Origin of the sequence: Pseudomonas grimontii (assembly GCF_007858185.1) — a bacterium.
In the GTDB taxonomy this organism is placed as follows: Bacteria; Pseudomonadota; Gammaproteobacteria; order Pseudomonadales; family Pseudomonadaceae; genus Aquipseudomonas; species Aquipseudomonas grimontii.
This window is the reverse complement of sequence record NZ_VFES01000001.1, coordinates 173,255-195,229: the sequence shown is the minus strand read 5'-3', so window position 1 is coordinate 195,229 and position 21,975 is coordinate 173,255. Positions and strand designations below refer to the sequence as shown.

Genomic DNA, 21,975 nt, shown 5'->3' with positions numbered 1-21,975 from the left:
GCTTAACCCCGATGCAGGCGACTCGGTCTCAGGTGATCGGCGCCGGGTTGAACAACGTAATGTCGTTATGCAGCTTGTGATGCTCCGCCCAGGTCTGCTTCTTACCGCTGGCCACGTCCAGATAGAAGTGGAACAACTCCCAGCCCAGCTCCTCGATGGTCGCGCGCCCGGTGGCAATGCGCCCGGCGTCGATATCGATGAGGTCCGGCCAGCGCTGTGCCAGCTCTGTACGCGTCGAAACCTTCACCACCGGCGCCATCGCCAACCCGTAAGGCGTGCCACGCCCGGTGGTGAACACATGCAGGTTCATCCCCGCCGCCAATTGCAGCGTGCCGCAGACAAAATCACTGGCCGGCGTCGCGCAAAAGATCAGACCCTTGCTTTTGAAGCGCTCGCCCGGGCCCAGCACACCGTTGATCGCGCTGCTGCCGGACTTGACGATGGAACCCAGGGACTTCTCGACAATGTTCGACAACCCGCCCTTCTTGTTGCCCGGCGTGGTATTGGCACTGCGATCCGCCTCGCCCTTGGCCAGGTAACGGTCGTACCAGTCCATTTCCCGCACCAGCTCCTGGGCAATTTCCTTGGTCTGCGCACGCGAAGTCAGCAGATAGATGGCATCACGCACTTCGGTGACTTCGGAAAACATCACCGTCGCCCCCGCCCGCAGCAACAAATCCGAGGCATAGCCCAGCGCCGGGTTGGCGGTGATACCGGAAAACGCATCACTGCCGCCGCACTGCATGCCCAGGATCAGCTCGGACGCCGGCACGGTTTCCCGGCGGCGCTGGTCGAGCTTCTTCAGGCGGACTTCGGCCAAGTCCATGATCTGCTCGATCATCTCGGTAAAGCCATGACTGGAATCCTGCAACCGATACAGCCATGGCTCGCTGAGGTCGACGGAGCTGTCGTTGTCGTGCATCACCTGCCCGGCCTGCAATTTCTCGCAGCCCAGGCCGATCACCAGGGCTTCGCCGCCCAGGTTCGGGTTGCGCGCCAGGTTGCGTACGGTACGGATCGGGATGTAGGCATCCGTCGCAGTAATCGCCACCCCACAGCCGTAGCTGTGGGTCAGCGCCACCACGTCATCGACGTGGGGGTACTTGGGCAACAATTCGTCCTTGATGCGCTTGACCGCATGGTCCAGCACACCCGTCACGCACTGCACCGTGGTGGTGATGCCGAGGATATTGCGCGTGCCCACGGTGCCGTCGGCGTTGCGATAGCCTTCGAAGGTAAACCCCTCCAACGGTGCCTGGGTTTCAGGCACCTCGGTGGACAGCGGCAAGCTGTCCAGCGGCGGCGCGGTCGGCATGCGCAGTTGATCCTCCTGGACCCAACTGCCGCGCGGAATCGGCGCCAGGGCGTAACCGATGGTCTGGCCGTAGCGAATAATCTGACCGCCTTCGGGGATGTCTTCCAGGGTCACTTTGTGGCTCTGGGGGATGAAATCCACGGTCACCAGGCCGTCCGGGAACTCGGTCCCGGCCGGTACGCCCTGGTCGTTGACCACGATCACTACGTTGTCGCGCTCGTGCAGGCGAATGGAGCGCGGCGAGTCGGCATGTTCAATCAACTGCATCACGGGGCCTCTCAGGAATGCGCTTCGGTTAGGTTGGTCAACTCAGGCCCCTTGCTTGGCGGCTCTTTGAGTACTACACGCTTGATCGGACCGACGATGACCAGATAGCTGAACACCGCCACCAGCGCGTTGGCGCCGACGAACACCAGTGCCCATTTGAACGAGCCGGTGGTGCTGATGATGTAGCCGATGACAATCGGCGTGGTGATCGACGCCAGGTTACCGAAGGTGTTGAACAAGCCGCCACTGAGACCGGCTATTTGTTTCGGCGAGGTGTCGGACACCACCGCCCAGCCCAGTGCGCCAACGCCTTTGCCGAAGAAGGCCAAGGCCATGAAGCCCACCACCATCCATTCAACGTCAACGTAGTTACACGCAATGATGCTGCTGGAAACCAGCAGGCCCGCGATGATCGGTGCCTTGCGGGCGAACGTCAGCGAATGGCCTTTGCGCAGCAGGTAGTCGGAAATCACCCCGCCCAGCACGCCACCGATAAACCCGCAGATCGCCGGCAACGAGGCGATGAAACCGGCCTTGAGGATGGTCATGCCACGGTCCTGCACCAGGTACACCGGGAACCAGGTCAGGAAGAAGTAGGTGATGCCGTTGATGCAGTACTGGCCCAGATACACGCCAAGCATCATGCGGTTGGTCAGCAACTGACGGATGTAATCCCACTTCGGACCGTCGGTTTTCTTACCCTTGCCTTTGTCCTGGTCCATATCGACCATCGCGCCATTGGCGGCGATGTGATTGAGCTCGGCTTCGTTGATCATCGGGTGCTGGCGTGGGCTGTGGATAACTTTCAGCCAGATCAGCGAGAACACGATGCCGATCACGCCCATCACGATAAACACGTGCTGCCAGCCGAAGCGGTAGACGATCCAGCCCATCAACGGTGCGAACAGCACCGTGGCGAAGTACTGCGCCGAGTTGAAGATCGCCGACGCCGTACCGCGTTCGGCGGTTGGGAACCAGGCGGCGACAATACGCGCGTTACCGGGGAAGGACGGCGCTTCGGCCAGGCCCACCATGAAGCGCAGCATGAACAGCGCAACAACCGCAGTGGAGACACCGAACTCACCGACATAGCCTTGCAGCACGATGAACAGCGACCAGGTGAAGATGCTCAGGGCGTAGACTTTTTTCGAGCCGAAACGGTCCAGCAGCCAGCCGCCGGGAATTTGCCCGGCCACGTAGGCCCAACCGAATGCGGAGAAGATATAACCGAGGGTGACCGCGTCGATGCCGAGGTCTTTTTGCAGGCTGGAGCCCGCGATGGCGATGGTGGCCCGGTCGGCGTAGTTGATCGTGGTCACCAGGAACAGCATGAACAGGATCAAATAGCGGACATGGGTCGGCTTGGTCGCTTGCATGTAGAAGTACTCCCACTAATTATTTTTTTTGCGGGTAATGGTTTTCTGTTTTTGTCGTGGAGACCGGCAGGCATCCGGCCCCCACTGGGTGTTGCGTATTACGAACCGATGTAGCTGGTTTTCACCACGGTGTAGAACTCTTGCGCATAGCGACCTTGCTCCCGCGAGCCATAGGAGGAGCCTTTACGGCCACCGAATGGAACGTGGTAATCCACACCTGCCGTCGGCAGGTTCACCATCACCATCCCCGCCTGGGAATGACGCTTGAAGTGGTTGGCGTACTTCAACGACGTGGTGGCAATGCCCGCCGACAAACCAAACTCGGTGTCGTTGGCCATGGCCAGCGCCGCCTCGTAGTCCGCCACGCGCACGACGTTGGCCACTGGGCCGAAGATCTCTTCACGGCTGATGCGCATGGCGGCTTCGCTGTCGGCAAACAGCGTCGGCGCCAGGTAGTAGCCTTCGGTGTCACAGGTCACCAGACCGCCACCGCTCACCAGCCGCGCGCCTTCGCTTTGGCCAATGTCGATGTACTTCATGTCCTGGTCCAGTTGGGCCTGGGAAACCACCGGACCGATGTCGGTGCCGCTTTTCAGCGCGTGGCCGACCTTGATCGACTTCATACGCTCGGCCATGGCCGCGACGAACTGATCGTGAATGCCAGCAGTGACGATCAGGCGGCTGGACGCGGTGCAACGCTGGCCGGTGGAGTAGAACGCACTCTGTACCGACAACTCGACGGCCTGCTTGAGGTCGGCGTCGTCAAGAATGATCTGCGGGTTCTTGCCGCCCATTTCCAACTGCACTTTGGCCTGGCGAGACACACAGCTGACAGCGATCTGACGGCCCACACCGACGGAACCGGTGAAGCTGATGCCGTCGACTTTCGGGCTGTTGACCAGCACGTCGCCCACCACACGACCGCTGCCCATCACCAGGTTGAACACACCGGCAGGGAAACCGGCGCGGGAGATGATCTCCGCCAGGGCCCAGGCGCAGCCCGGTACCAGTTCAGCCGGTTTGATCACCACACAGTTACCGTAGGCCAGGGCCGGGGCGATCTTCCAGGCAGGAATGGCAATCGGGAAGTTCCACGGGGTGATCAGGCCGACCACACCCAGGGCTTCGCGGGTGACTTCAACATTGACGCCCGGGCGCACCGACGGCACGTAGTCGCCGGACAACCGCAGGCATTCACCGGCGAAGAACTTGAAGATGTTACCGGCGCGGGTCACTTCACCGATGGCTTCAGGCAGGGTCTTGCCTTCTTCACGGGCCAACAGGGTGCCGAGTTCTTCGCGACGGGCGAGAATTTCGCTGCCGACTTTATCCAGGGCATCGTGGCGAGCCTGGATACCGGAAGTGGACCAGGCCGGGAACGCGGCGCGGGCGGCGTCGATGGCGGCGTTGACCTGGGTGACGTCAGCCTTGGCGTATTCACCAATGACATCGGACAACTCCGACGGGTTGAGATTGACGCAATAGTCGGCGCCGGCAACCCATTCACCGTTGATGTAGTTCTCAAAACGCTTTACTTGGGACACGAATCTTCTCCTGACGCAAAAGGCCGCTGATTGCTCAGCGGCCTTGTGGATAATTTATTGCGGACCTTGCTTGTCGATCAGCGCGGCCAGGGCTTCGTATTCTTCCGGCAGCAGATCGGTCAGCGGCGTGCGCACAGGGCCTGCGTCATAGCCGACAATTTTTGCACCCGCCTTGACGATGCTCACGGCATAGCCGGCCTTGCGGTTACGGATGTCCAGATAAGGCAGGAAGAAGTCATCGATGATCTTGGCGACGGTGGCGTGATCATCCTTGGCAATGGCGTGGTAGAAGTCCATCGCGGTTTTCGGGATGAAGTTGAACACCGCCGAGGAGTACACCGGCACGCCCAGGGCCTTGTAGGCAGCGGCGTAAACCTCTGCGGTCGGCAGGCCGCCGAGGTAGCTGAAACGATCGCCCAGACGACGGCGGATCGACACCATCAACTCGATGTCACCCAGGCCATCCTTGTAGCCGATCAGGTTCGGGCAGCGTTCGGCCAGACGTTCCAGCAGCGGAGCGGTCAGGCGGCACACGTTGCGGTTGTAGACCACCACACCGATTTTGACCGATTTGCACACGGCTTCAACGTGGGCGGCAACGCCGTCCTGGCTGGCTTCGGTGAGGTAGTGCGGCAGCAGCAGCAGGCCTTTGGCGCCCAGGCGCTCGGCCTCTTGCGCGTACTCAATGGCCTGGCGAGTGGAACCACCGACACCGGCGAGGATCGGCACGCTGGTGGCGCAGGTATCAACGGCGGTCTTGACCACTTGGGAATATTCGCTGGCGGCGAGGGAGAAAAACTCACCGGTGCCGCCCGCTGCGAACAAAGCGGTGGCGCCGTAAGGGGCCAGCCATTCCAGGCGCTTGATGTAGCCCGCCTGGTGGAAGTCACCCTGGGCGTTGAAATCGGTCACCGGGAAAGACAGCAGACCGTGGGAGAGGATGGACTTCAGTTCTTGTGGATTCATTATTCGAACACCCTGGGCGAAGACTTTCTATTGAAAGGTTGTTGGTTTTGTTGATGTCGTACGTCATCGTACAACTATAAATAATTTCGTCAACTGCAATTCATCGGCGTTGAGCACTTGTGTGAGCTGAATAGCGTTGGCGGCCGCGTTCTTGACGTAGGAAATTATTCCTCTATGCTCGGCATTAACTGTATATGCATACAGTAATCAAGGAAGATTCCTACGACATAGCAAGGAGCTAACATGTCAGGTCTTGAACTCGCAGCACCCGAAGAAAATCCGCCCACCCTGCGTTTCGAAGGGGGTGAACACACCGCCATCGGCGACGACACGTTGTTGCGTTTTGCCAAGGACACGCCGGCGATTCCCGCCCGCCAAGTCGAACTGCACCTGCCCAACGGGCTGGCGCTGACCTACGGCCAGGTGATCGCCCTGGGCGGTGATTTTTATGGCATTCCCGGCCAGTCCATCAACGAGGGCACCTCACCTGCCGATCGCGTGCAACGCTTTAGCGCAGCGTTCAACTCACTGGCCGTGCTACCAGCCTCACGGGACGAAGCGCCGAAGATCCTGGCGGTGATGCAAAAAGAGATCAACGCGGTCAACCAGGCGATCAAAGACGGCAAGCAAGCCCACGAGGCCTATGACGCCCTGGGTGATGCGTTGTCCGAGGAATGGAACCGCATCACCGGTGGCGGCAGCGCGGTTTCGGCACTGATCCCACTGGGGCGCTACCTGAAACTGGCGGCGGACAATGCCGACCACTTCGGCGAATGGGCGCTGGCAGCCTACCTGGCGGGGCATACTGCAGCGTTGCAACAGGCCGTGGTGGCCCATCAAACCGGTACCGACCAAGCGTTGGAGCTGGCCTATGCCATGAACAGCTTTGCTGATCACTTCTTGACCGATCTATTTTCTGCCGGGCACCTGCGAGTGCCGCGCAAACAGCTGGCAGCGGTCGTCACACCGGGCGAATTGGGTTCTCTGATCAGCCGCTTCATGCACGATGAAGACAGCAAGTTCGGCCTCAAGGTGCGCAATGCGTTGAATGACGAGTGGCATGCCTATGGCGACAAACGCTATTTCGACACAATCGACGCGGCCAATCGGGTGCAGGTCAAACGCGCGGTGCAGGCTTCGGCCGATGAGCTCTTCGAGACCTTTATCAGCGGTGTCGCCCCCTCCCCCGCCAACTTCAAGGCGCCGTTGCATGTGCCGGACCTGAACGCGGCGCAAAACCCGGCAAATAATTTCTCGCCGCTGTTCAAGATGGAGGGCGACAAGGTGCTGCGACGCAAGGACGTGAATGACCTCAACGACCAGCACTGGACCAATGATTGGTGGGGGTGGAGTACGTATTTGTTGCTCAAGGATTACAAGCCAAATACCCCGGCTTAAGCGGTATCGCCTGTCGATACTGTGAGTTCTAACAGTTATGCACCGTTCATCAAGGGCGGATAACACACCTCAGGGGCTTAGGAATTGGCTCCTGAGGCGATTTGTTGCAGCCCTTCCGATGCCTGAAGCCTCAGGCCACCGCATCGTAGGCCGGCAAGGGAATGGGCCCCACGACAATCAATGCAACTGAACATCAAAGGCCATAACGTTGCGCCAGCTCCAGTCTGTGCTTGATTTTTGCTTCTTTTACTAAGGTTGATGAGAGAGGTGCGTCATGAAAACCACTGATGAAATTTTCGGCCTACTGGCCTCCAGTTTCGAAGCCAATCGGGATAAAGAATCAAGACTTTGATCCCGATATGCCTTTGGCCGAGCTGATTGCTGACGAGAACGAAAGGCGTCGTGTGATTGACACGTCCGTGAAGGCGCTTCAGTTGAACCTTCCTGACGACGTGGCGAATGAAGCGACACTAGACTCGTTAGCGTCCTACATCCAATCAATGCAAGCGTCATGGAAAAACGCTGAACGGCACATGAGCCATCTGCTGACAATCAGCCTGCCCTTTCAGCCTCTTCATGAGCATGGCGCAGCCGCTCGCGGCTGTTGGTCAGGTGCAAACGCATGGCCGCGCGCGCCGCATCCGAATCCTGGCGGGCAATCGCCTCGTAAATCTCTTCGTGTTCGCGGCTCAGGCGTCCCATGTAGTGCTGCTGGTCATCATGGGCCAGGCGCGCCGAGTTCAGGCGGGTACGCGGAATGATGCTGGTACCCAGGTGGGTCATGATGTCGGTGAAATAGCGGTTGCCGGTGGACAGCGCAATTTCCAGGTGGAAGGCGAAGTCGGAAGCAACTGCATCGCCAGCATGGGCCGCGCTTTCATTCAGCGCATCGAGCGCCGCGCGCATGGCTGCCAGTTGTTCATCGCTGCGACGCAGCGCAGCCAACCCTGCCGACTCCACTTCCAGGCTGATACGCAGTTCCAGGATCGCCAACACGTCCCGCAGGGTAACGACGGTAGCCGGGTCGATGCGAAAGCCGCTGGGGCTCGGCGTATCCAGCACAAAGGTGCCGATACCGTGACGGGTTTCCACCTGCCCCGCTGCCTGCAAACGTGAGATGGCTTCGCGCACCACGGTGCGGCTGACGCCATGGGCTTCCATGATGGCTGACTCAGTGGGCAGCTTGTCGCCCCGTTTGAGCTCACCGTCCCTGATCTGCTCGGACAACACCGTGACCAATTCCTGGGCAAGGCTGCGGCGCTTGCGGGGAAGACGAGGGGCGGTGCTGGCGTTTTCCATTTGGGGTCATCTATCTCGGTGGACTAAAGCAGCATCATAGCCCATGGCGGTTGTACGATCACCGTTTGTACCGCACTTTCATATACACGCCGTCAGCTTTCAGCCCCAGCCACCAACGGCACCCGCACAAACGGGTTCAAACTCGAACATAACGCACGGCTACTTCAAGCCTGGGTATTAGTGCCAAATGTTCTCGCGCACCTGGCAATTATGACAGCAGACGATGTTCCCTCCCCGTAGCAGAGTAAAGCCTGTTCCAGCAAACAGGTGACGGGTGATGAAACGCACAGGCTGGTATTGCACAACGATTGTCTGGCTGCTGGCATGCACCGTCCACGCTGCGTCGCCGAGTGTGCGCAATGGCGGTGGCGAAGACATCCTGCTGCAAGGCTTCCACTGGAACTCCAGCCGCAATACCCCGCAGAAATGGTATGAGGTGCTGGCACAAATGGCCCCCACTATCGGCCAGGACGGCTTCACCAAAATCTGGCTGCCGCCCGCCTGGACCGATCAATCCAGTTGGAGCGACGCGGCGTCGGGAACATCCGGCGGCGGTGAAGGTTACTTCTGGAGCGACTTCGACAAGAACAGCCGATACGGCAGTGACAGCCAGCTCAAACAGGCGGTCGCCGCCTTGGCAGGCGCCGGCGTTCAAGCGATATACGACTTGGTGCCCAACCATATGAACGACAAGCTACCGAGTCAACAGATACGCTTCCCCAGGGGCCTCAAGCTGTGGCGCGATGACTGCACAACGCCCATCGTCTGTGATGAGGGCGACGCGTTCATGAGCGGCTCGGCCGACCTCAACACAAGCAACTCGGAAGTCTCGCAGCGCTTCATGCAGGAATTCAGGAACCTGCGGGACAACTACAGCGCCAAAGGCTTGCGCTTCGATTTTGCGCGCGGCTACGCGGCGGAGCGGGTCGATGTGTGGATGAAAAACTTTGGTGACCAAGCGTTCTGCGTCGGCGAGTTGTGGAAAGGCCCCAGCGAATATCCGGCGAACGACTGGCGCAGTCAGGCCAGTTGGCAGGATGCGTTGAAGGACTGGTCGGATCGCTCCCACTGCAGCGTGTTCGATTTCGCCCTCAAGGAGCGCATGCAAAATGGCAGCGTGGCCGAGTGGCGCCATGGCTTGAATGGCAACCCCGACCCGGCATGGCGACAGATCGCGGTGACCTTTGTCGATAACCACGACACCGGTTATTCGCCAGGGCAATACGGCGGGCAGCACCATTGGTCTCTTGCCGATCCGCAACGCAATATCGCCTATGCCTATATCCTGCTGAGCCCCGGTACGCCGGCTGTGTATTGGCCCGACATGTACGACTGGGGCCGGGGCGACCTGATCCGCGAGCTGATCAGCCTGCGCAAGGGCGCCGGCATCAGGGCCGATTCACCCATCAGTTTCCAGCCCAACTATTCCGGGTTGGTGGCCGCCATCCAAGGCAGCCGCAAGCGCCTGCTGATCGCCTTGGACTCCGACCTCTCCAAGGTGCCTGACGGCTTCAGCCCTGCTCTGTTTGCGGACGGGCAGCGCATCCGCTCGTGGCAGGCCGCCCCGGCATCTTCCGACACCACGACCATTTTGCACTGCGACAACGTCAGGCCGGGGCTCGGCCAGGCAGTCTACGCAGTGGGATCGCCTATCGAGCTCGGCGCCTGGGACCCGGCCCATGCCATCGCACTGCAACCCGGCGCATCCAATCGCTGGAGCGGCACCGTCGTGTGGCCGACACAGCAACACATCGAATGGAAATGCCTGATCCGCAGCCTGAGCAATGTCAACGAGGTCTACTGGCAAGACGGCCTCAACACTCAGTTCACCACGGGGGCCGCCAGCGAAACAGCGGGGAGTTTTTGACAAAAAAATGCCCCGGCAGAGCCGAGGCATTTTTTAACGCAGGCCCGGAGACTTACGCATTTTACTTCACCACTTTCAAACTCGGTCGACCGCTTGGACGCGGCGGCTCGGTATCCGGTGGCGGCACATCATCACCGTCTTCGCTTTCAATCGCCTCGTCGTCCTCGAAAGGCGACTCCAGATCGAACACCATGCCTTGGCCGTTCTCCCGGGCATAGATGCCAAGGATAGCGCCAATCGGCACGAACAGCGTGTGCGGCACACCACCGAAACGCCCTTCGAAGCTGACCGCTTCATTGTCCATGTGCAGGTGGCGCACAGCACTGGGTGACACGTTCAACACAATCTGCCCATCACTGGCAAACCCCTGCGGTACCTGAACCGCAGGAAATTCGGAATTAACCAGCATGTGCGGGGTGCAATCGTTATCCACAATCCACTCATAGAGCGCGCGGACCAGGTAAGGTCGACTGGAGTTCATCAACGGCTCCTTAAGCCTTAGCGCATATCGCGTTCGACACCAGACAGACTTGCCTGGAAAGCCTCACGCGCAAACTGGCGCTCCATGTAATCAAGCAACGGCTTGGCTGGCCGTGGCAGTTCAATACCGAGAATCGGCAAACGCCAGAGTATCGGTAATAGGCAGCAATCCACCAAACTTTGTTCCTCACTGAGGAAAAAAGGCTTATCCGCGAACAGCGGAGAAACGCCTGTCAGGCTCTCGCGCAATTCCTTACGCGCCTGCACACGAGCGGCTTCTTTGCTGCGGGCATCCAGAATCAAATCCACCAACCCACACCAGTCTCGCTGGATCCGATGGATCAGCAGGCGGCTGTTGGCACGGGCCACCGGATACACCGGCAGCAAAGGCGGATGCGGGTAACGCTCATCCAGATATTCCATCACCACGGTTGACTCCCACAACGCCAGGTCACGATCGACCAGGGTGGGCAAGCTGCCGTAAGGGTTCACTTCGATCAGTTTCGGCGGATGACGACCCACCTCCACACTGATGATCTCGGCGCTGACACCCTTCTCTGCGAGTACGATGCGTACTCGGTGGGAATAGTGGTCGGCGGGGTCGGAGTAACAGGCCAACCGATTGGTCACGCCCATGGCGGTCCTCCTCGCTTGTTGAAATTATGGAAAGCTCAAAAACGAGCGCGCCCAGAAAGCATCTCTGCAGCCTCTGGAAAGTCCAGATCGCTACGGGTTAGAGATGCCGCTGGGCGCGCAAGATTAACAGCAATTGCTTACGGTTGGATCAATGCACATCCTTCCAGTATTCGCGCTTAAGCAGATAAGCGAATACGAAGAAGAAAGCCAGGTACAGCAAGACATACGTCCCGATGCGCTGGTGTTGCAGTTTGACCGGGTTAGCCGAATAGGCCAGGAAGGTCACCAGATTCTTGACCTTCTCGTCAAACTGCTCGTCAGTCAACGAACCAGGGGTTTCTATCTTCAGTTGATCGCACGCTTCATGAGTCAAAGGCGTACCGGTCAACGGATCATATTGCTTCTTGCCGTCTTCAACGACCTGAACCTGCTTGCATCCTACCACTTGCTTGCCTTGCAGGCCGACCAGAACGTTAGGCATGCCGACGTTCGGGAATACTCGGTTGTTCACCTGGTAAGGCCGCGTAGGGTCCTCATAGAAGGACTTCAGGTAGCCATAGAGCCAGTCGGTACCGCGCACGCGCGCCACCAGGGTCAGGTCCGGCGGTGCAGCACCGAACCAGGCCTTGGCGTCTGTCGGCTTCATGCCGATGGTCATGTGATCGCCGATTTTGGCGCCGCTGAACACCAGCTTATCCAGCATCACTTCATGGGGGATGCCCAGGTCATCGGCGACACGCTCATAACGCTGGAACTTGGCGCTGTGGCAGCCCATGCAGTAGTTGGTGAAGGTACGAGCGCCATCCTGCAACGCGGCCTTGTCTGACACGTCGATATCGACTTTTTCCAGCTCAGGACCCTGCTCGGCGGCGAAGGACAGTAGCGGCAGCGCCGCAAGCATCAATGCAACGAATAATTTTTTCATCAGCCAGTCACCCTTTCCGGAACCGGTTTGGTCTTCTCGAGCCGGGTGTAGAACGGCATCAGAATGAAGTAGGCGAAGTACAGGAAGGTGCAGACCTGCGACAGCAGCGTACGCTCAGGGGTCGGCGCCAATACGCCCAACACGCCCAGAATCACGAATGCAATGCAGAACACCCACAGCCAGATTTTGCTCAGCCAGCCTTTGTAGCGCATGGACTTGACCGGGCTTCGGTCGAGCCACGGCAACACGAACAGCACCGCAATGGCCGCGCCCATGGCGATTACGCCCATGAGCTTGTCGGGGATCGCCCGCAAGATCGCGTAGAACGGCGTGAAGTACCAGACCGGGGCAATGTGCACAGGTGTCTTGAAGGCGTTCGCCTGTTCGAAGTTGGGCTTCTCGAGGAAATAACCCCCCATCTCCGGGAAAAAGAACACGATCGAGCAGAACACGAAGAGGAACACGACCACGCCGACAATGTCTTTCACGGTGTAGTACGGGTGGAAAGGAATGCCATCCAGCGGGATGCCGTTCTCGTCCTTGTGCTTCTTGATGTCCACGCCATCCGGGTTGTTGGAGCCCACTTCGTGCAGCGCCAGGATGTGCAGCACCACCAGGCCCAGGATCACGATCGGCAGCGCCACGACGTGCAGGGCGAAGAAGCGGTTCAGGGTGATGCCGGAGATCAGGTAGTCACCACGGATCCACTGGGTCAGGTCGTTGCCGATGACCGGAATGGCACCGAACAGCGAGATGATCACCTGCGCGCCCCAGTACGACATCTGGCCCCATGGCAGCAAGTAGCCCATGAAGGCTTCCGCCATCAGCGCCAGGTAGATCAGCATGCCGAACACCCACACCAACTCGCGGGGCTTCTGGTACGAACCGTAGAGCAACCCACGGAACATATGCAGGTAGACCACGATAAAGAACGCTGAAGCGCCGGTGGAGTGCAGCAGGCGCAGGATCGAGCCGTACTCGACGTCACGCATGATGTATTCGACGGAAGCAAACGCCTCTTCCGCCGACGGGGTGTAGCTCATCGTCAGCCAGACACCCGTGACGATCTGGTTGACCAGCACCAGCAGTGCCAGGGAGCCAAAGAAGTAGAAGAAGTTGAAGTTCTTCGGGGCGTAATACTTGCTGAGATGGTCTTCCCACATTTTAGTGGCGGGGAAGCGCGCATCCACCCAATCCATGAACTTGCTCATCACGCGTTCTCCTTATCGAGGCCAATGACAATGAGGTCGTCAGTTTCGTAGGTATGCGGAGGCACGGGCAGGTTCAAGGGCGCGGGCTGGGACTTGTAGACGCGACCCGCCAGATCGTAGTGGGAACCGTGGCAGGGGCAGAAATAACCACCGACCCAGTCTTTACCCAGATCGACTGGGGCGACTTCCGGGCGGAAGGTAGGTGAGCATCCCAAATGGGTACACAGGCCGACCAGCAGCAGAATCTCTGGCTTGATCGAACGTGCTTCGTTTTTGGCGTAGGCGGGTTGGTCGGATTTCTCAGATTTGGGGTCAGACAACTGGCCTTCGATCTTTTTCAGATTTCCCAGGATTTCCTCAGTACGACGAACAATGAATACCGGCTGGCCGCGCCACTCAGCAATCATCTGCTGGCCTGGTTCGATCTTGCTGATATTCACCTTCACCGGTGCACCTGCGGCTTTCGCCTTGGCACTGGGAAACCATGACCCCACGAACGGGACCGCAGCCCCCACCGCTCCTGCAGCACCCACCACGGATGTGGCTGCTACCAAGAAGCGACGCCGGCCTGCATTCACGCCGTCATTGCTCATTCAGTCCTCTCCCATCAGCTTTTTGGCCTGTTAAATCAGGCGTCTACTAAGTATTAAATCTGAACTTATAAAAATTTTGCCGAATGGTAATGAAAAGCCCCACGTCTGACAAGGGAATTGCCCGGGCCTCCGCCTCCAGGCCTTGTAGTATAGGGGGTCTACGGATGTGGCAAGTTGTCACGGTGAAAAATGTGCATAAATCGCAGGCAATAAAAAACGCCCAGCTCCATAAAGGAGGCTGGGCGTTTTTGTGGAACGTAAAGCGAATTAACGCTTCGAGTACTGCGGACGCTTACGCGCTTTACGCAGACCGACTTTCTTACGTTCAACTTCACGAGCATCGCGAGTTACGAAGCCAGCTTTGCGCAGAGCGCCACGCAGGGTTTCGTCGTACTGCATCAGAGCGCGAGTGATACCGTGGCGGATTGCGCCAGCTTGACCACTTACACCGCCACCGATAACGGTGACGTAGATGTCGAACTTTTCAACAGTCTCGGTCAATTCCAGCGGCTGACGAACTACCATGCGGGCAGTTTCGCGGCCGAAGAAGTTGTCCAGAGTGCGGTTGTTGATCGAGATGTTACCAGTGCCCGGACGCAGGAAAACGCGTGCGGTTGCGGTTTTGCGACGGCCAGTGCCGTAATTTTGAGTCGCCGACATAATGAACTATTCCGTTAAAACTTCAGTTCTTGGGGCTGCTGAGCAGCATGAGGGTGTACAGCGCCCGCATAGACTTTCAGCTTGCGAAACATATCGCGACCCAGTGGGCCCTTCGGCAGCATGCCTTTGACCGCGATTTCGATCGGGGCTTCAGGCTTCTTGGAGATCAGGCCTTCAAAGTTGGAAGACTTGATACCGCCTGGGAAACCGGAGTGACGGTAGTACATTTTGTCTTGCGTTTTGTTGCCGGTAACACGTACCTGCTCAGCGTTGATGATCACGATGTAGTCACCGGTGTCAACGTGAGGGGTGTACTCAGGCTTGTGCTTGCCACGCAGACGGCTGGCGACTTCAGTGGCCAGACGACCCAGGGTCTGACCAGCGGCGTCGACGACAAACCAGTCGCGCTGAACTGTTTCCGGTTTTGCAGTAAAAGTTGTCATTCTTTAATAGCCTCAGGGGCCGCCCTGTAAATTAGACGGCGGATCTTACTGAATAGTGCTTACTTTGACAAGTCAAAGGCAGCCGGATACAGACGCTATCGGGGGCTCGGGTCGGCGCGTCCGTTCAACGGCAAGATTCTTCGGCAGGCGGCGCATCACTTCCACTGCAGAAAGAGGTGGGCAATTATGCAGATTGCGAAAAAAAATTCAACCTGCTTTTATGATTGTTTTCCCTGAAGGAGTACCCGATGGATTATCGACAGCTGGGCCGTACGGATCTGAACGTGAGCGCGATAGCCTTGGGCACCATGACCTGGGGCGAGCAAAACAGCGAGGCAGAGGCCTTCGCGCAGATCGAACGGGCCAAGGCCGCAGGGATCAACTTCCTCGACACCGCGGAAATGTACCCGGTGCCGCCCAAGGCCGACACCTACGCCACCACCGAACGCTACATCGGTAATTACTTCAAAAGCCGTGGCGACCGTGCCGACTGGATCCTCGCCAGCAAGATCGCCGGCCCCGGCAACACCATCGACTACATCCGCGACGGCCACCTGCGCCACAACCGCAAGCACATCGTCGAAGCCCTGGACGCCAGCCTAAAGCGCCTGCAAACCGACTGGATCGACCTCTACCAGTTGCACTGGCCGGAGCGCAGCACCAACTTCTTCGGCCAACTGAGCTACAAGCACAAGGACGAAGACGACCTGACCCCGCTGGAGGAAACCCTCGAAGCGCTGGATGAACAGGTGAAGGCCGGCAAGATCCGCCATATCGGCCTGTCCAACGAAACCCCATGGGGCACCATGAAGTTCCTGGCGCTGGCCGAAGCCCGTGGCTGGACGCGTGCGGTATCGATCCAGAACCCCTACAACCTGCTCAACCGCAGCTTTGAAGTGGGCCTGGCGGAAATTGCCATTCGTGAGCAGTGCGGCCTGCTGGCTTACTCGCCCCTGGCGTTCGGCATGCTCAGCGGCAAGTACGAAGGTGGCGCCCGCCCGGCCAAGGCGCGCCTGACCGAGTACAGCCGTTTCAGCCGCTACTTCAACCCGCAGTCGGAGGCGGCATGCAGCCGTTATGTGGCACTGGCGCGGGAGCATGGCCTGGATCCGGCGCAGATGGCGTTGGCATTCGTGACCCAGCAACCGTTCGTGACCAGCAACATTATTGGGGCGACGAGCCTGGAGCAGTTGGACAGCAACATTGCCAGCGCCGACCTGAAACTGTCGAAAGAGGTATTGGAGGGGATTGAGGCGATTCAGAAGGATCATCCGAACCCGGCACCTTGATTGACCTTTAGGCCGCTATCGGGAGCAAGCCCCCTCCCACACTTTGATTTGTGAGTACTTTCAAATGTGGGAGGGAGCTTGCTCCCGATGGGGTCCTCAGCAACACCCCACCATCAAAGCGCCCGCGCAATAATCTCCTTCATGATCTCGTTGGTCCCCGCATAAATCCGCTGCACCCGCGCATCCGCCCAGGCTCGCGCAATCGGGTACTCCCACATGAACCCGTAACCGCCGTGCAACTGCACGCACTCATCGAGCACCTTGCACTGCAGGTCCGTGGCCCAGTACTTGGCCATCGCGGCGGTGGGCACATCCAGCTTGCCCTCCAGGTGCAGCGCCATGCATTTATCGACGAACACGCGGCCAATCTGAATCTCCGTGGCCATCTCCGCCAGCTTAAAGCGGGTGTTCTGGAAGTCGGCAATCGCCTTGCCGAACGCCTTGCGCTCACGGGTGTATTCCAGGGTCCATTGCAACGCAGCCTCAGCAGATGACAGTGCGTTAATTGCCACCGTCAATCGCTCCTGAGGCAGCTCCTGCATCAAGTAGGCGAAGCCCATGCCGGCCTGGCCCAGCAGGTTTTCCTTGGGCACCCGCACGTCCTGGAAGAACAGTTCCGAGGTGTCCTGGGCCTTCATGCCGACCTTCTCCAGGCGCTTGCCCTTGGCGAAGCCAGGCGTGTCAGCCTCCACCAGAAACAGGCTGGTGCCCTTGGCGCCGGCCTTGGGATCGGTCTTGGCGACCACGATCACCAGCTCAGCCAGGTACCCGTTGGTGATAAAGGTCTTGGAGCCATTGATCACGTACTCATCACCGTCCAGCACGGCGCTGGTCTTGACCCCTTGCAAGTCCGACCCGGCACCCGGCTCGGTCATGGCGATGGCCGTGACCATCTCGCCGGAGATCAACTTGGGCAGGTACTTGTGCTTCAGCGCCTCACTGCCGTAATGCAGGATGTAGGGCGCGACAATGTCCGAATGCAGGGAGAAGCCGATGCCCGTCAGGCCCAGGCGGCTGATCTCCTCGATCACCACCGCGCTGTAGAGAAAGTCCGCGCCCAGCCCGCCGTATTCCTCCGGCAGATGGGAACACAACATCCCCGCCTCCCCCGCCTTGCTCCACAGGTTACGGTCGATGTAGCCCTGTTTCTCCCATTGCCCGTGGAACGGTGCAGCGTCTTTTTCAAGAAAAGTGCGCACGCTCTGGCGGAAGAGTTCGTGCTCCGGGCTGAACAAGGTTCTCGGAATCATGGGTCACCTGCGTGGATTGTCGGACAAGGACGAGCCCACAGAGCCTATGCCCCGATGGCCTCACAGGACACTGGACACATGCGACAAAAAATAAGACGATCCAGCCGTCTGGTGACCACTTTCCCCTATAAGAATAAATGAAATTATGTCTAACCAAATCTCCACGCCGTTGCGGCGCGTCAGCATTTTGGCGATTGATCGGGTATTCGCTTCAACCCTGATGCAAGCCAAGGATTTCTTCCATCTCGCCAGCCTGCGTTATGGCAAACAGCAAGGCCTGGGCCTGACCCCAGCGTTCGAAACCCGCCTGGTGAGCCCCGACGGAAAATCGGTGTGCAGCTTCAGTGATGTGATCATGCCGGTGGATGGCGGCCTGGAAGACGCCGACATCATCGTACTACCGGCCTTCTGGGATGACTTCGACGCCCTGTGCTCGCGCTACCCGCAAGTGCTGCCTTGGCTGCGCGAACAACACGCACGCGGCGCCGTACTCTGCGGCGAAGCCACCGGGGTGTTCTGGTTGGCCGAAGCCGGCCTGCTCGATGGCAAGGAGGCGACCACCTACTGGCGTTTCTTCAACGCCTTCAGCGAACGCTTCCCCAGGGTCCAGCTCAATCGGGACAAACACCTCACCGACGCCGACAACCTGTATTGCGCCGGCGGTACCACCTCGGCGTGCGACCTCTATATCTACCTGATCGAACGCTTCTGCGGCGCCAACATCGCCCAGGCCGTGGCCCGCGACATCCTCTACGAAGTGCAGCGCAGCTATTCACCCGGACGCATCGGTTTTGGCGGCCAGAAGCTTCACCAGGACGTGATCATCCTGCAGATCCAGCATTGGCTCGAAGAGCACTTCGCCGACAAATTCCGCTTCGAAGACGTCGCCCGGGAACACGGCATGAGCATCCGCAACTTCATGCGCCGCTTCCAGACCGCCACCGGCGACAAGCCGCTGCATTACCTGCAACGACTGCGTATCGAGACGGCCAAGGGCCTGCTCTCGGGCAGCCGAAAGAGCATCAAGACCATCAGTTATGAGGTGGGTTACGACGATGCAAGTTTCTTTGCGCGGTTGTTCAGGCAGCACACGGAGCTGTCACCGAACCAATATCGGCAACAGTTCCAACAGGCCGCGTAGCAAATGTGGGAGGGGGCTTGCTCCCGATAGCGGTGGATCAGTCAGTGCATCTGTTACTGAAAGACCGCTATCGGGGGCAAGCCCCCTCCCACATTTGACCTGCATCGTTCTTAAGGTTTGTGCCCGCGCGACAGGAACTCGTGGGACTGCATTTCCAGCAAGCGGCTCAAGGTGCGCTGGAACTCGAAGTTCAAGCGACCGCCGGTATACAGATCCTTGAGCTCGACTTCCGCCGAGATGATCAACTTGACGTTACGGTCGTAGAACTCGTCGACCATGTTGATAAACCGTCGCGCGATGTCGTCGGTGGTGACGCTCATCTGCTCCACGCCACTGAGGATCACTGCGTGGAAGATCTTGCCCAGTTCGATGTAGTCGTTCTGGCTGCGCGGGCCGTCGCACAGTTGGCGGAATTCGAACCAGGCCACGTCATCACAGGTACGCAGGGCGATGATTTCGCGGTTCTCGATCATCAGCTTGTCGTTTTCCACCGCCTGGGTGCATTCCGGCGTGAGGGCGCGGAAGCTTTTGCGCAGGCTTTCATGCGCCGCTTCGTTCAGCGGGAAGTGGAACAACTCGGCTTGCTCGAGGTGCCGCAGACGGTAGTCGACGCCGCTGTCGACGTTGACGATCTCGGTGTTCTGCTTGATCAGCGCGATGGCCGGCAGGAAGCGCGCGCGTTGCAGGCCGTCCTTGTACAAGCCGTCGGGCACGATGTTCGAGGTGGCGACCAGGGTCACGCCGTTCTTGAACAGCTCTTCCATCAGGGTGCCGAGGATCATGGCATCGGTGATATCGGAGACGAAGAACTCATCGAAGCAGATGACCCGCGCTTCGTCGGAGAAACGCTTGGCGATGATGGTCAGCGGGTTTTTCTCGCCCGGCAGGGTCTTCATCTCTTCGTGCACGCGCTTCATGAAGCGGTGGAAGTGAGTACGGACCTTTTCCTTGAAGGGCAGCGCTTCAAAGAACGTATCAACCAGGTAGGTCTTGCCTCGGCCTACACCGCCCCAGAAATACAAGCCTTTGACCGGCGTGCGGTCTTTCTTGCCAAACAGCTTGCTGAGCATCCCCGGCTTGCTTTGCGAGGCCGCGACCAGATCGTCGTACAGGCGCTGCAAATGACGCACCGCCGTTTCCTGGGCCGCGTCATGGAAGAATTCAGGGCGTTTCAGATCAGCTTGGTATCGTTCTAGGGGCGTCATAATTTCGTTAGCAAGGCAACAAAAACGGGCCGTCACTGTAACGACGGCCCTGGATAATGGCAATCAACCCTTGGTCGGGTTAATCCTCGATTGGGGTCAACGCAATACGCAAGGCTTCGACGGCGGCATCACGTGATGCACCATCGGCGAACTCGGCGCTGTCGGCCACTGCGGCACCGTCCAGCCATACGCTGAAGCTCAGGGCGTCGGTGCGTACGTCCAGCGCAGCGCCACTTTGCAGTTGCTTGGTCACCGCGCCGGCCGCTTTACCATCGGCAAAGTTGCGCGACAGCAGCAATTGCTCGCCATCGGCGGCCAACAGGCGGAAGCGGAAGCTGCCGTCAGCTTCACGGAAGCTCACGAAACGCGCGGCTTTCGCGGCCTTCTTCTTGGTCGCGACCGGCGCCGCAGCCTGGTTGACGAACGAACGCAGGCCCACCGCTTCCCGCAGTTCAGCCAGGAAGGGTGCCGCCACCGCACGAGCCTTCTTGGCGCCGACCTGCAACAGGTCTTCCATGTCCGACGGGCGCGACATCAACTGGTGGTAACGCTCGCGCGCTTCGCCCAGCTGGCTGTCCAGCAGTTGGAACAGACGGCTCTTCGCCTCGCCCCAGCCCAGGCCTTGCAGCAGCTCGCCGCGGAATTCTTCTTCCTGGGCCTTGGTCGCGAACGCCTGGTAGAGGGTAAACAAGTGCGAATTGTCCGGATCCTTGGCTTCGCCGGGCGCGCGGGAGTCGGTGACGATCCGCGAGATCGCGTCCTTCATGTCCTTGGCGCTGGTGAACAGCGGGATGGTGTTGTCGTAGCTCTTGGACATCTTGCGGCCATCCAGGCCCGGCAAGGTGGCAACGCTTTCTTCGATCAACGCCTCGGGCATGGTGAAGAACTCTTTACCGTTGCCGAACAGGTGGTTGAAGCGCTGGCCGATGTCGCGGGCCATTTCCACGTGCTGGATCTGGTCGCGACCCACCGGCACCTTGTGCGCGTTGAACATCAGGATGTCCGCCGCCATCAGCACCGGGTAGCTGTACAGGCCCATGGTGATGCCCGCATCCGGGTCTTCGCCGGTCTCCACGTTCTTGTCCACCGAGGCCTTGTAGGCATGGGCGCGGTTGAGCAGGCCCTTGGCAGCCACGCAGGTCAGCAGCCAGGTCAGCTCGGGGATTTCCGGGATGTCGGACTGACGATAAAAGGTCACCCGGTTCACATCCAGGCCACCAGCCAGCCAGGTCGCGGCGATTTCCATGCGCGAGCGCTGGATGCGCTGCGGGTCATCGCATTTGATCAAGGCGTGGTAGTCGGCCAGGAAGTAGAAGGAGTCGGCATTGGCGTCCTGGCTGGCAAGGATCGCCGGGCGGATCGCACCGGCGTAGTTGCCCAGGTGCGGCGTGCCGGTGGTGGTGATGCCGGTGAGGATACGGGTACGAGTCGTCATGGGTAATCGCTTATCAGACTGCTATCAATTCGAGAGGCGCGGCAGCACCAGATCCTTGAGATCGGTGAGCTTGCCATGAAAAAAGTGCCCGCATTCTGCCACTTTCAGCAGCTCATGGGGGCGTTTCAAGGCGGCGGACCAGTCGTAGACGAGTTGCGGGTCGACCACTTCGTCGGTTTCCGGTTGGATCAGGGTCAACGGACAGCCTTGGGGCAGCACATCAGTGTCGCGCAAGCGCATCACCGCAGCAGCGACCATGAACAGGTGGGCCAGCTTTTCGCCCTTGGCTTCCAGGCGACCGCCGAGGCTGGCTGCGACGTAACCGCCAAAGGAAAAACCGAGCAAGGTGATCGGCAGTTCGGGATGCTTTTCCCGCAACCAGGTGGCAGCCGCTTCGGCATCGTCCACTTCACCGGTGCTCATGTCGTGGCTGCCGGCACTGGCGCCGACACCGCGATAATTAAAACGCAACGTGATCAAACCAGCATCGCGGGCGGTGCGTTGCAGGGTCGAAACGACTTTATTGAGCATGGTCCCGCCCTGCACCGGATTAGGGTGGCAGATCAGCGCCAGGCCACGTGGCTCGGGGTGATCCAGGTACAGGGCTTCCAATTGGCCTACCGGGCCATCGATCAAAACGGGGGTTTCACGCATGAGCAAGGAATGAACTCCGTG

Annotated in this window: 20 protein-coding genes; 4 read left to right on the top strand and 16 right to left on the bottom strand. The window is 59.3% G+C overall.

The window, feature by feature from the left end; genetic code table 11:
* Positions 1-28: 28 nt before the first annotated feature.
* The 4 genes from garD to kdgD all read right to left on the bottom strand — a co-directional run bounded on the left by garD (position 29) and on the right by kdgD (position 5,468).
* Positions 29-1,582, bottom strand: a complete 1,554-nt coding sequence (gene garD / locus FIV39_RS00960) for a galactarate dehydratase (protein ID WP_090409447.1) — start codon at positions 1,580-1,582, stop codon at positions 29-31.
* Between the two features lie 11 nt (positions 1,583-1,593).
* A complete protein-coding gene (locus tag FIV39_RS00955; protein ID WP_146371463.1) occupies positions 1,594-2,958 on the bottom strand; it encodes an MFS transporter in 1,365 nt (454 codons plus the stop codon).
* Between the two features lie 98 nt (positions 2,959-3,056).
* Positions 3,057-4,502 carry an aldehyde dehydrogenase family protein gene (locus FIV39_RS00950; protein WP_027604836.1) on the bottom strand — a complete coding sequence of 482 codons (1,446 nt, stop codon included), beginning with the start codon at positions 4,500-4,502 and terminating at the stop codon, positions 3,057-3,059.
* Positions 4,503-4,556: 54 nt separating this feature from the next.
* Positions 4,557-5,468 carry a 5-dehydro-4-deoxyglucarate dehydratase gene (gene kdgD, locus FIV39_RS00945; RefSeq protein WP_053131601.1) on the bottom strand — a complete coding sequence of 304 codons (912 nt, stop codon included), beginning with the start codon at positions 5,466-5,468 and terminating at the stop codon, positions 4,557-4,559.
* Positions 5,469-5,711: 243 nt separating this feature from the next.
* On the opposite strand from kdgD, the gene FIV39_RS00940 reads away from it, so the two are divergent.
* On the top strand, positions 5,712-6,866 hold the full coding sequence (locus FIV39_RS00940) for a phospholipase (protein WP_090409450.1): 1,155 nt from the start codon (positions 5,712-5,714) through the stop codon (positions 6,864-6,866).
* A gap of 552 nt (positions 6,867-7,418) precedes the next feature.
* Here the strand turns inward: FIV39_RS00940 and FIV39_RS00935 are convergent.
* Complete coding sequence (locus FIV39_RS00935; protein WP_090409452.1) at positions 7,419-8,165, bottom strand: FadR/GntR family transcriptional regulator; 747 nt, start codon at positions 8,163-8,165, stop codon at positions 7,419-7,421.
* A gap of 277 nt (positions 8,166-8,442) precedes the next feature.
* On the opposite strand from FIV39_RS00935, the gene FIV39_RS00930 reads away from it, so the two are divergent.
* A complete protein-coding gene (locus tag FIV39_RS00930) occupies positions 8,443-10,032 on the top strand; it encodes a glucan 1,4-alpha-maltotetraohydrolase domain-containing protein (protein WP_090409454.1) in 1,590 nt (529 codons plus the stop codon).
* A 61-nt stretch (positions 10,033-10,093) separates the two neighbouring features.
* On the opposite strand, the gene FIV39_RS00925 is transcribed toward FIV39_RS00930, so the two are convergent.
* The 7 genes from FIV39_RS00925 to rplM form a co-directional block, all read right to left on the bottom strand.
* Positions 10,094-10,513: a ClpXP protease specificity-enhancing factor gene (locus tag FIV39_RS00925; protein WP_090409456.1), complete on the bottom strand. Its 420-nt coding sequence runs from the start codon at positions 10,511-10,513 to the stop codon at positions 10,094-10,096.
* 17 nt (positions 10,514-10,530) lie between these two features.
* Positions 10,531-11,148 carry a glutathione S-transferase N-terminal domain-containing protein gene (locus FIV39_RS00920; RefSeq protein ID WP_090409458.1) on the bottom strand — a complete coding sequence of 206 codons (618 nt, stop codon included), beginning with the start codon at positions 11,146-11,148 and terminating at the stop codon, positions 10,531-10,533.
* 148 nt (positions 11,149-11,296) lie between these two features.
* Positions 11,297-12,073 carry a cytochrome c1 gene (locus tag FIV39_RS00915; protein WP_090409460.1) on the bottom strand — a complete coding sequence of 259 codons (777 nt, stop codon included), beginning with the start codon at positions 12,071-12,073 and terminating at the stop codon, positions 11,297-11,299.
* Positions 12,073-13,284: a cytochrome b gene (locus FIV39_RS00910; protein WP_017845421.1), complete on the bottom strand. Its 1,212-nt coding sequence runs from the start codon at positions 13,282-13,284 to the stop codon at positions 12,073-12,075. The genes FIV39_RS00915 and FIV39_RS00910 overlap by 1 nt, the downstream gene beginning before the upstream one ends.
* On the bottom strand, positions 13,284-13,877 hold the full coding sequence (petA, locus tag FIV39_RS00905; RefSeq protein WP_027604843.1) for a ubiquinol-cytochrome c reductase iron-sulfur subunit: 594 nt from the start codon (positions 13,875-13,877) through the stop codon (positions 13,284-13,286). The genes FIV39_RS00910 and petA overlap by 1 nt, the downstream gene beginning before the upstream one ends.
* Positions 13,878-14,144: 267 nt before the next feature.
* Entirely contained in the window at positions 14,145-14,537 is a 393-nt protein-coding gene (gene rpsI / locus FIV39_RS00900) for a 30S ribosomal protein S9 (RefSeq protein WP_003171743.1), read from the bottom strand.
* A gap of 14 nt (positions 14,538-14,551) precedes the next feature.
* Positions 14,552-14,980, bottom strand: a complete 429-nt coding sequence (gene rplM, locus FIV39_RS00895; protein WP_090409462.1) for a 50S ribosomal protein L13 — start codon at positions 14,978-14,980, stop codon at positions 14,552-14,554.
* A 248-nt stretch (positions 14,981-15,228) separates the two neighbouring features.
* Here rplM and FIV39_RS00890 point away from each other — a divergent pair, with 248 nt between their 5' ends.
* The gene (locus FIV39_RS00890; RefSeq protein ID WP_090409464.1) at positions 15,229-16,269 is read left to right on the top strand and encodes an NADP(H)-dependent aldo-keto reductase; all 1,041 of its coding nucleotides are present in this window, start codon (positions 15,229-15,231) and stop codon (positions 16,267-16,269) included.
* Between the two features lie 113 nt (positions 16,270-16,382).
* Here the strand turns inward: FIV39_RS00890 and FIV39_RS00885 are convergent, their stop codons facing one another.
* Positions 16,383-17,519 carry an acyl-CoA dehydrogenase family protein gene (locus FIV39_RS00885; RefSeq protein ID WP_090409466.1) on the bottom strand — a complete coding sequence of 379 codons (1,137 nt, stop codon included), beginning with the start codon at positions 17,517-17,519 and terminating at the stop codon, positions 16,383-16,385.
* A gap of 220 nt (positions 17,520-17,739) precedes the next feature.
* On the opposite strand from FIV39_RS00885, the gene FIV39_RS00880 reads away from it, so the two are divergent.
* Positions 17,740-18,660, top strand: a complete 921-nt coding sequence (locus FIV39_RS00880; protein WP_186731499.1) for a GlxA family transcriptional regulator — start codon at positions 17,740-17,742, stop codon at positions 18,658-18,660.
* Positions 18,661-18,770: 110 nt separating this feature from the next.
* Here the strand turns inward: FIV39_RS00880 and zapE are convergent, their stop codons facing one another.
* The 3 genes from zapE to FIV39_RS00865 form a co-directional block, all read right to left on the bottom strand.
* On the bottom strand, positions 18,771-19,865 hold the full coding sequence (zapE, locus tag FIV39_RS00875) for a cell division protein ZapE (RefSeq protein ID WP_090409470.1): 1,095 nt from the start codon (positions 19,863-19,865) through the stop codon (positions 18,771-18,773).
* Positions 19,866-19,944: 79 nt separating this feature from the next.
* Positions 19,945-21,300 (bottom strand): tryptophan--tRNA ligase, encoded by a 1,356-nt coding sequence (locus FIV39_RS00870; protein WP_090409472.1) that lies wholly within the window; start codon positions 21,298-21,300, stop codon positions 19,945-19,947.
* Positions 21,301-21,324: 24 nt separating this feature from the next.
* A complete protein-coding gene (locus FIV39_RS00865) occupies positions 21,325-21,954 on the bottom strand; it encodes an alpha/beta hydrolase (RefSeq protein ID WP_090409474.1) in 630 nt (209 codons plus the stop codon).
* Positions 21,955-21,975 lie beyond the last annotated feature (21 nt).

Excerpts from the sequence above, each read along its gene's own strand:
- rpsI (WP_003171743.1), bottom strand. The coding sequence starts at position 14,537 with ATGTCGGCGACTCAAAATTACGGCACTGGCCGTCGCAAAACCGCAACC.
- FIV39_RS00935 (WP_090409452.1), bottom strand. The coding sequence starts at position 8,165 with ATGGAAAACGCCAGCACCGCCCCTCGTCTTCCCCGCAAGCGCCGCAGC.
- garD (WP_090409447.1), bottom strand. The coding sequence starts at position 1,582 with ATGCAGTTGATTGAACATGCCGACTCGCCGCGCTCCATTCGCCTGCAC.
- FIV39_RS00955 (WP_146371463.1), bottom strand. The coding sequence starts at position 2,958 with ATGCAAGCGACCAAGCCGACCCATGTCCGCTATTTGATCCTGTTCATG.
- zapE (WP_090409470.1), bottom strand. The coding sequence starts at position 19,865 with ATGACGCCCCTAGAACGATACCAAGCTGATCTGAAACGCCCTGAATTC.
- FIV39_RS00885 (WP_090409466.1), bottom strand. The coding sequence starts at position 17,519 with ATGATTCCGAGAACCTTGTTCAGCCCGGAGCACGAACTCTTCCGCCAG.
- FIV39_RS00880 (WP_186731499.1), top strand. The coding sequence starts at position 17,740 with ATGCAAGCCAAGGATTTCTTCCATCTCGCCAGCCTGCGTTATGGCAAA.
- FIV39_RS00930 (WP_090409454.1), top strand. The coding sequence starts at position 8,443 with ATGAAACGCACAGGCTGGTATTGCACAACGATTGTCTGGCTGCTGGCA.
- FIV39_RS00890 (WP_090409464.1), top strand. The coding sequence starts at position 15,229 with ATGGATTATCGACAGCTGGGCCGTACGGATCTGAACGTGAGCGCGATA.
- kdgD (WP_053131601.1), bottom strand. The coding sequence starts at position 5,468 with ATGAATCCACAAGAACTGAAGTCCATCCTCTCCCACGGTCTGCTGTCT.
- FIV39_RS00925 (WP_090409456.1), bottom strand. The coding sequence starts at position 10,513 with ATGAACTCCAGTCGACCTTACCTGGTCCGCGCGCTCTATGAGTGGATT.
- FIV39_RS00910 (WP_017845421.1), bottom strand. The coding sequence starts at position 13,284 with ATGAGCAAGTTCATGGATTGGGTGGATGCGCGCTTCCCCGCCACTAAA.
- FIV39_RS00920 (WP_090409458.1), bottom strand. The coding sequence starts at position 11,148 with ATGGGCGTGACCAATCGGTTGGCCTGTTACTCCGACCCCGCCGACCAC.
- FIV39_RS00915 (WP_090409460.1), bottom strand. The coding sequence starts at position 12,073 with ATGAAAAAATTATTCGTTGCATTGATGCTTGCGGCGCTGCCGCTACTG.
- FIV39_RS00870 (WP_090409472.1), bottom strand. The coding sequence starts at position 21,300 with ATGACGACTCGTACCCGTATCCTCACCGGCATCACCACCACCGGCACG.
- FIV39_RS00940 (WP_090409450.1), top strand. The coding sequence starts at position 5,712 with ATGTCAGGTCTTGAACTCGCAGCACCCGAAGAAAATCCGCCCACCCTG.
- petA (WP_027604843.1), bottom strand. The coding sequence starts at position 13,877 with ATGAGCAATGACGGCGTGAATGCAGGCCGGCGTCGCTTCTTGGTAGCA.
- FIV39_RS00865 (WP_090409474.1), bottom strand. The coding sequence starts at position 21,954 with ATGCGTGAAACCCCCGTTTTGATCGATGGCCCGGTAGGCCAATTGGAA.
- rplM (WP_090409462.1), bottom strand. The coding sequence starts at position 14,980 with ATGACAACTTTTACTGCAAAACCGGAAACAGTTCAGCGCGACTGGTTT.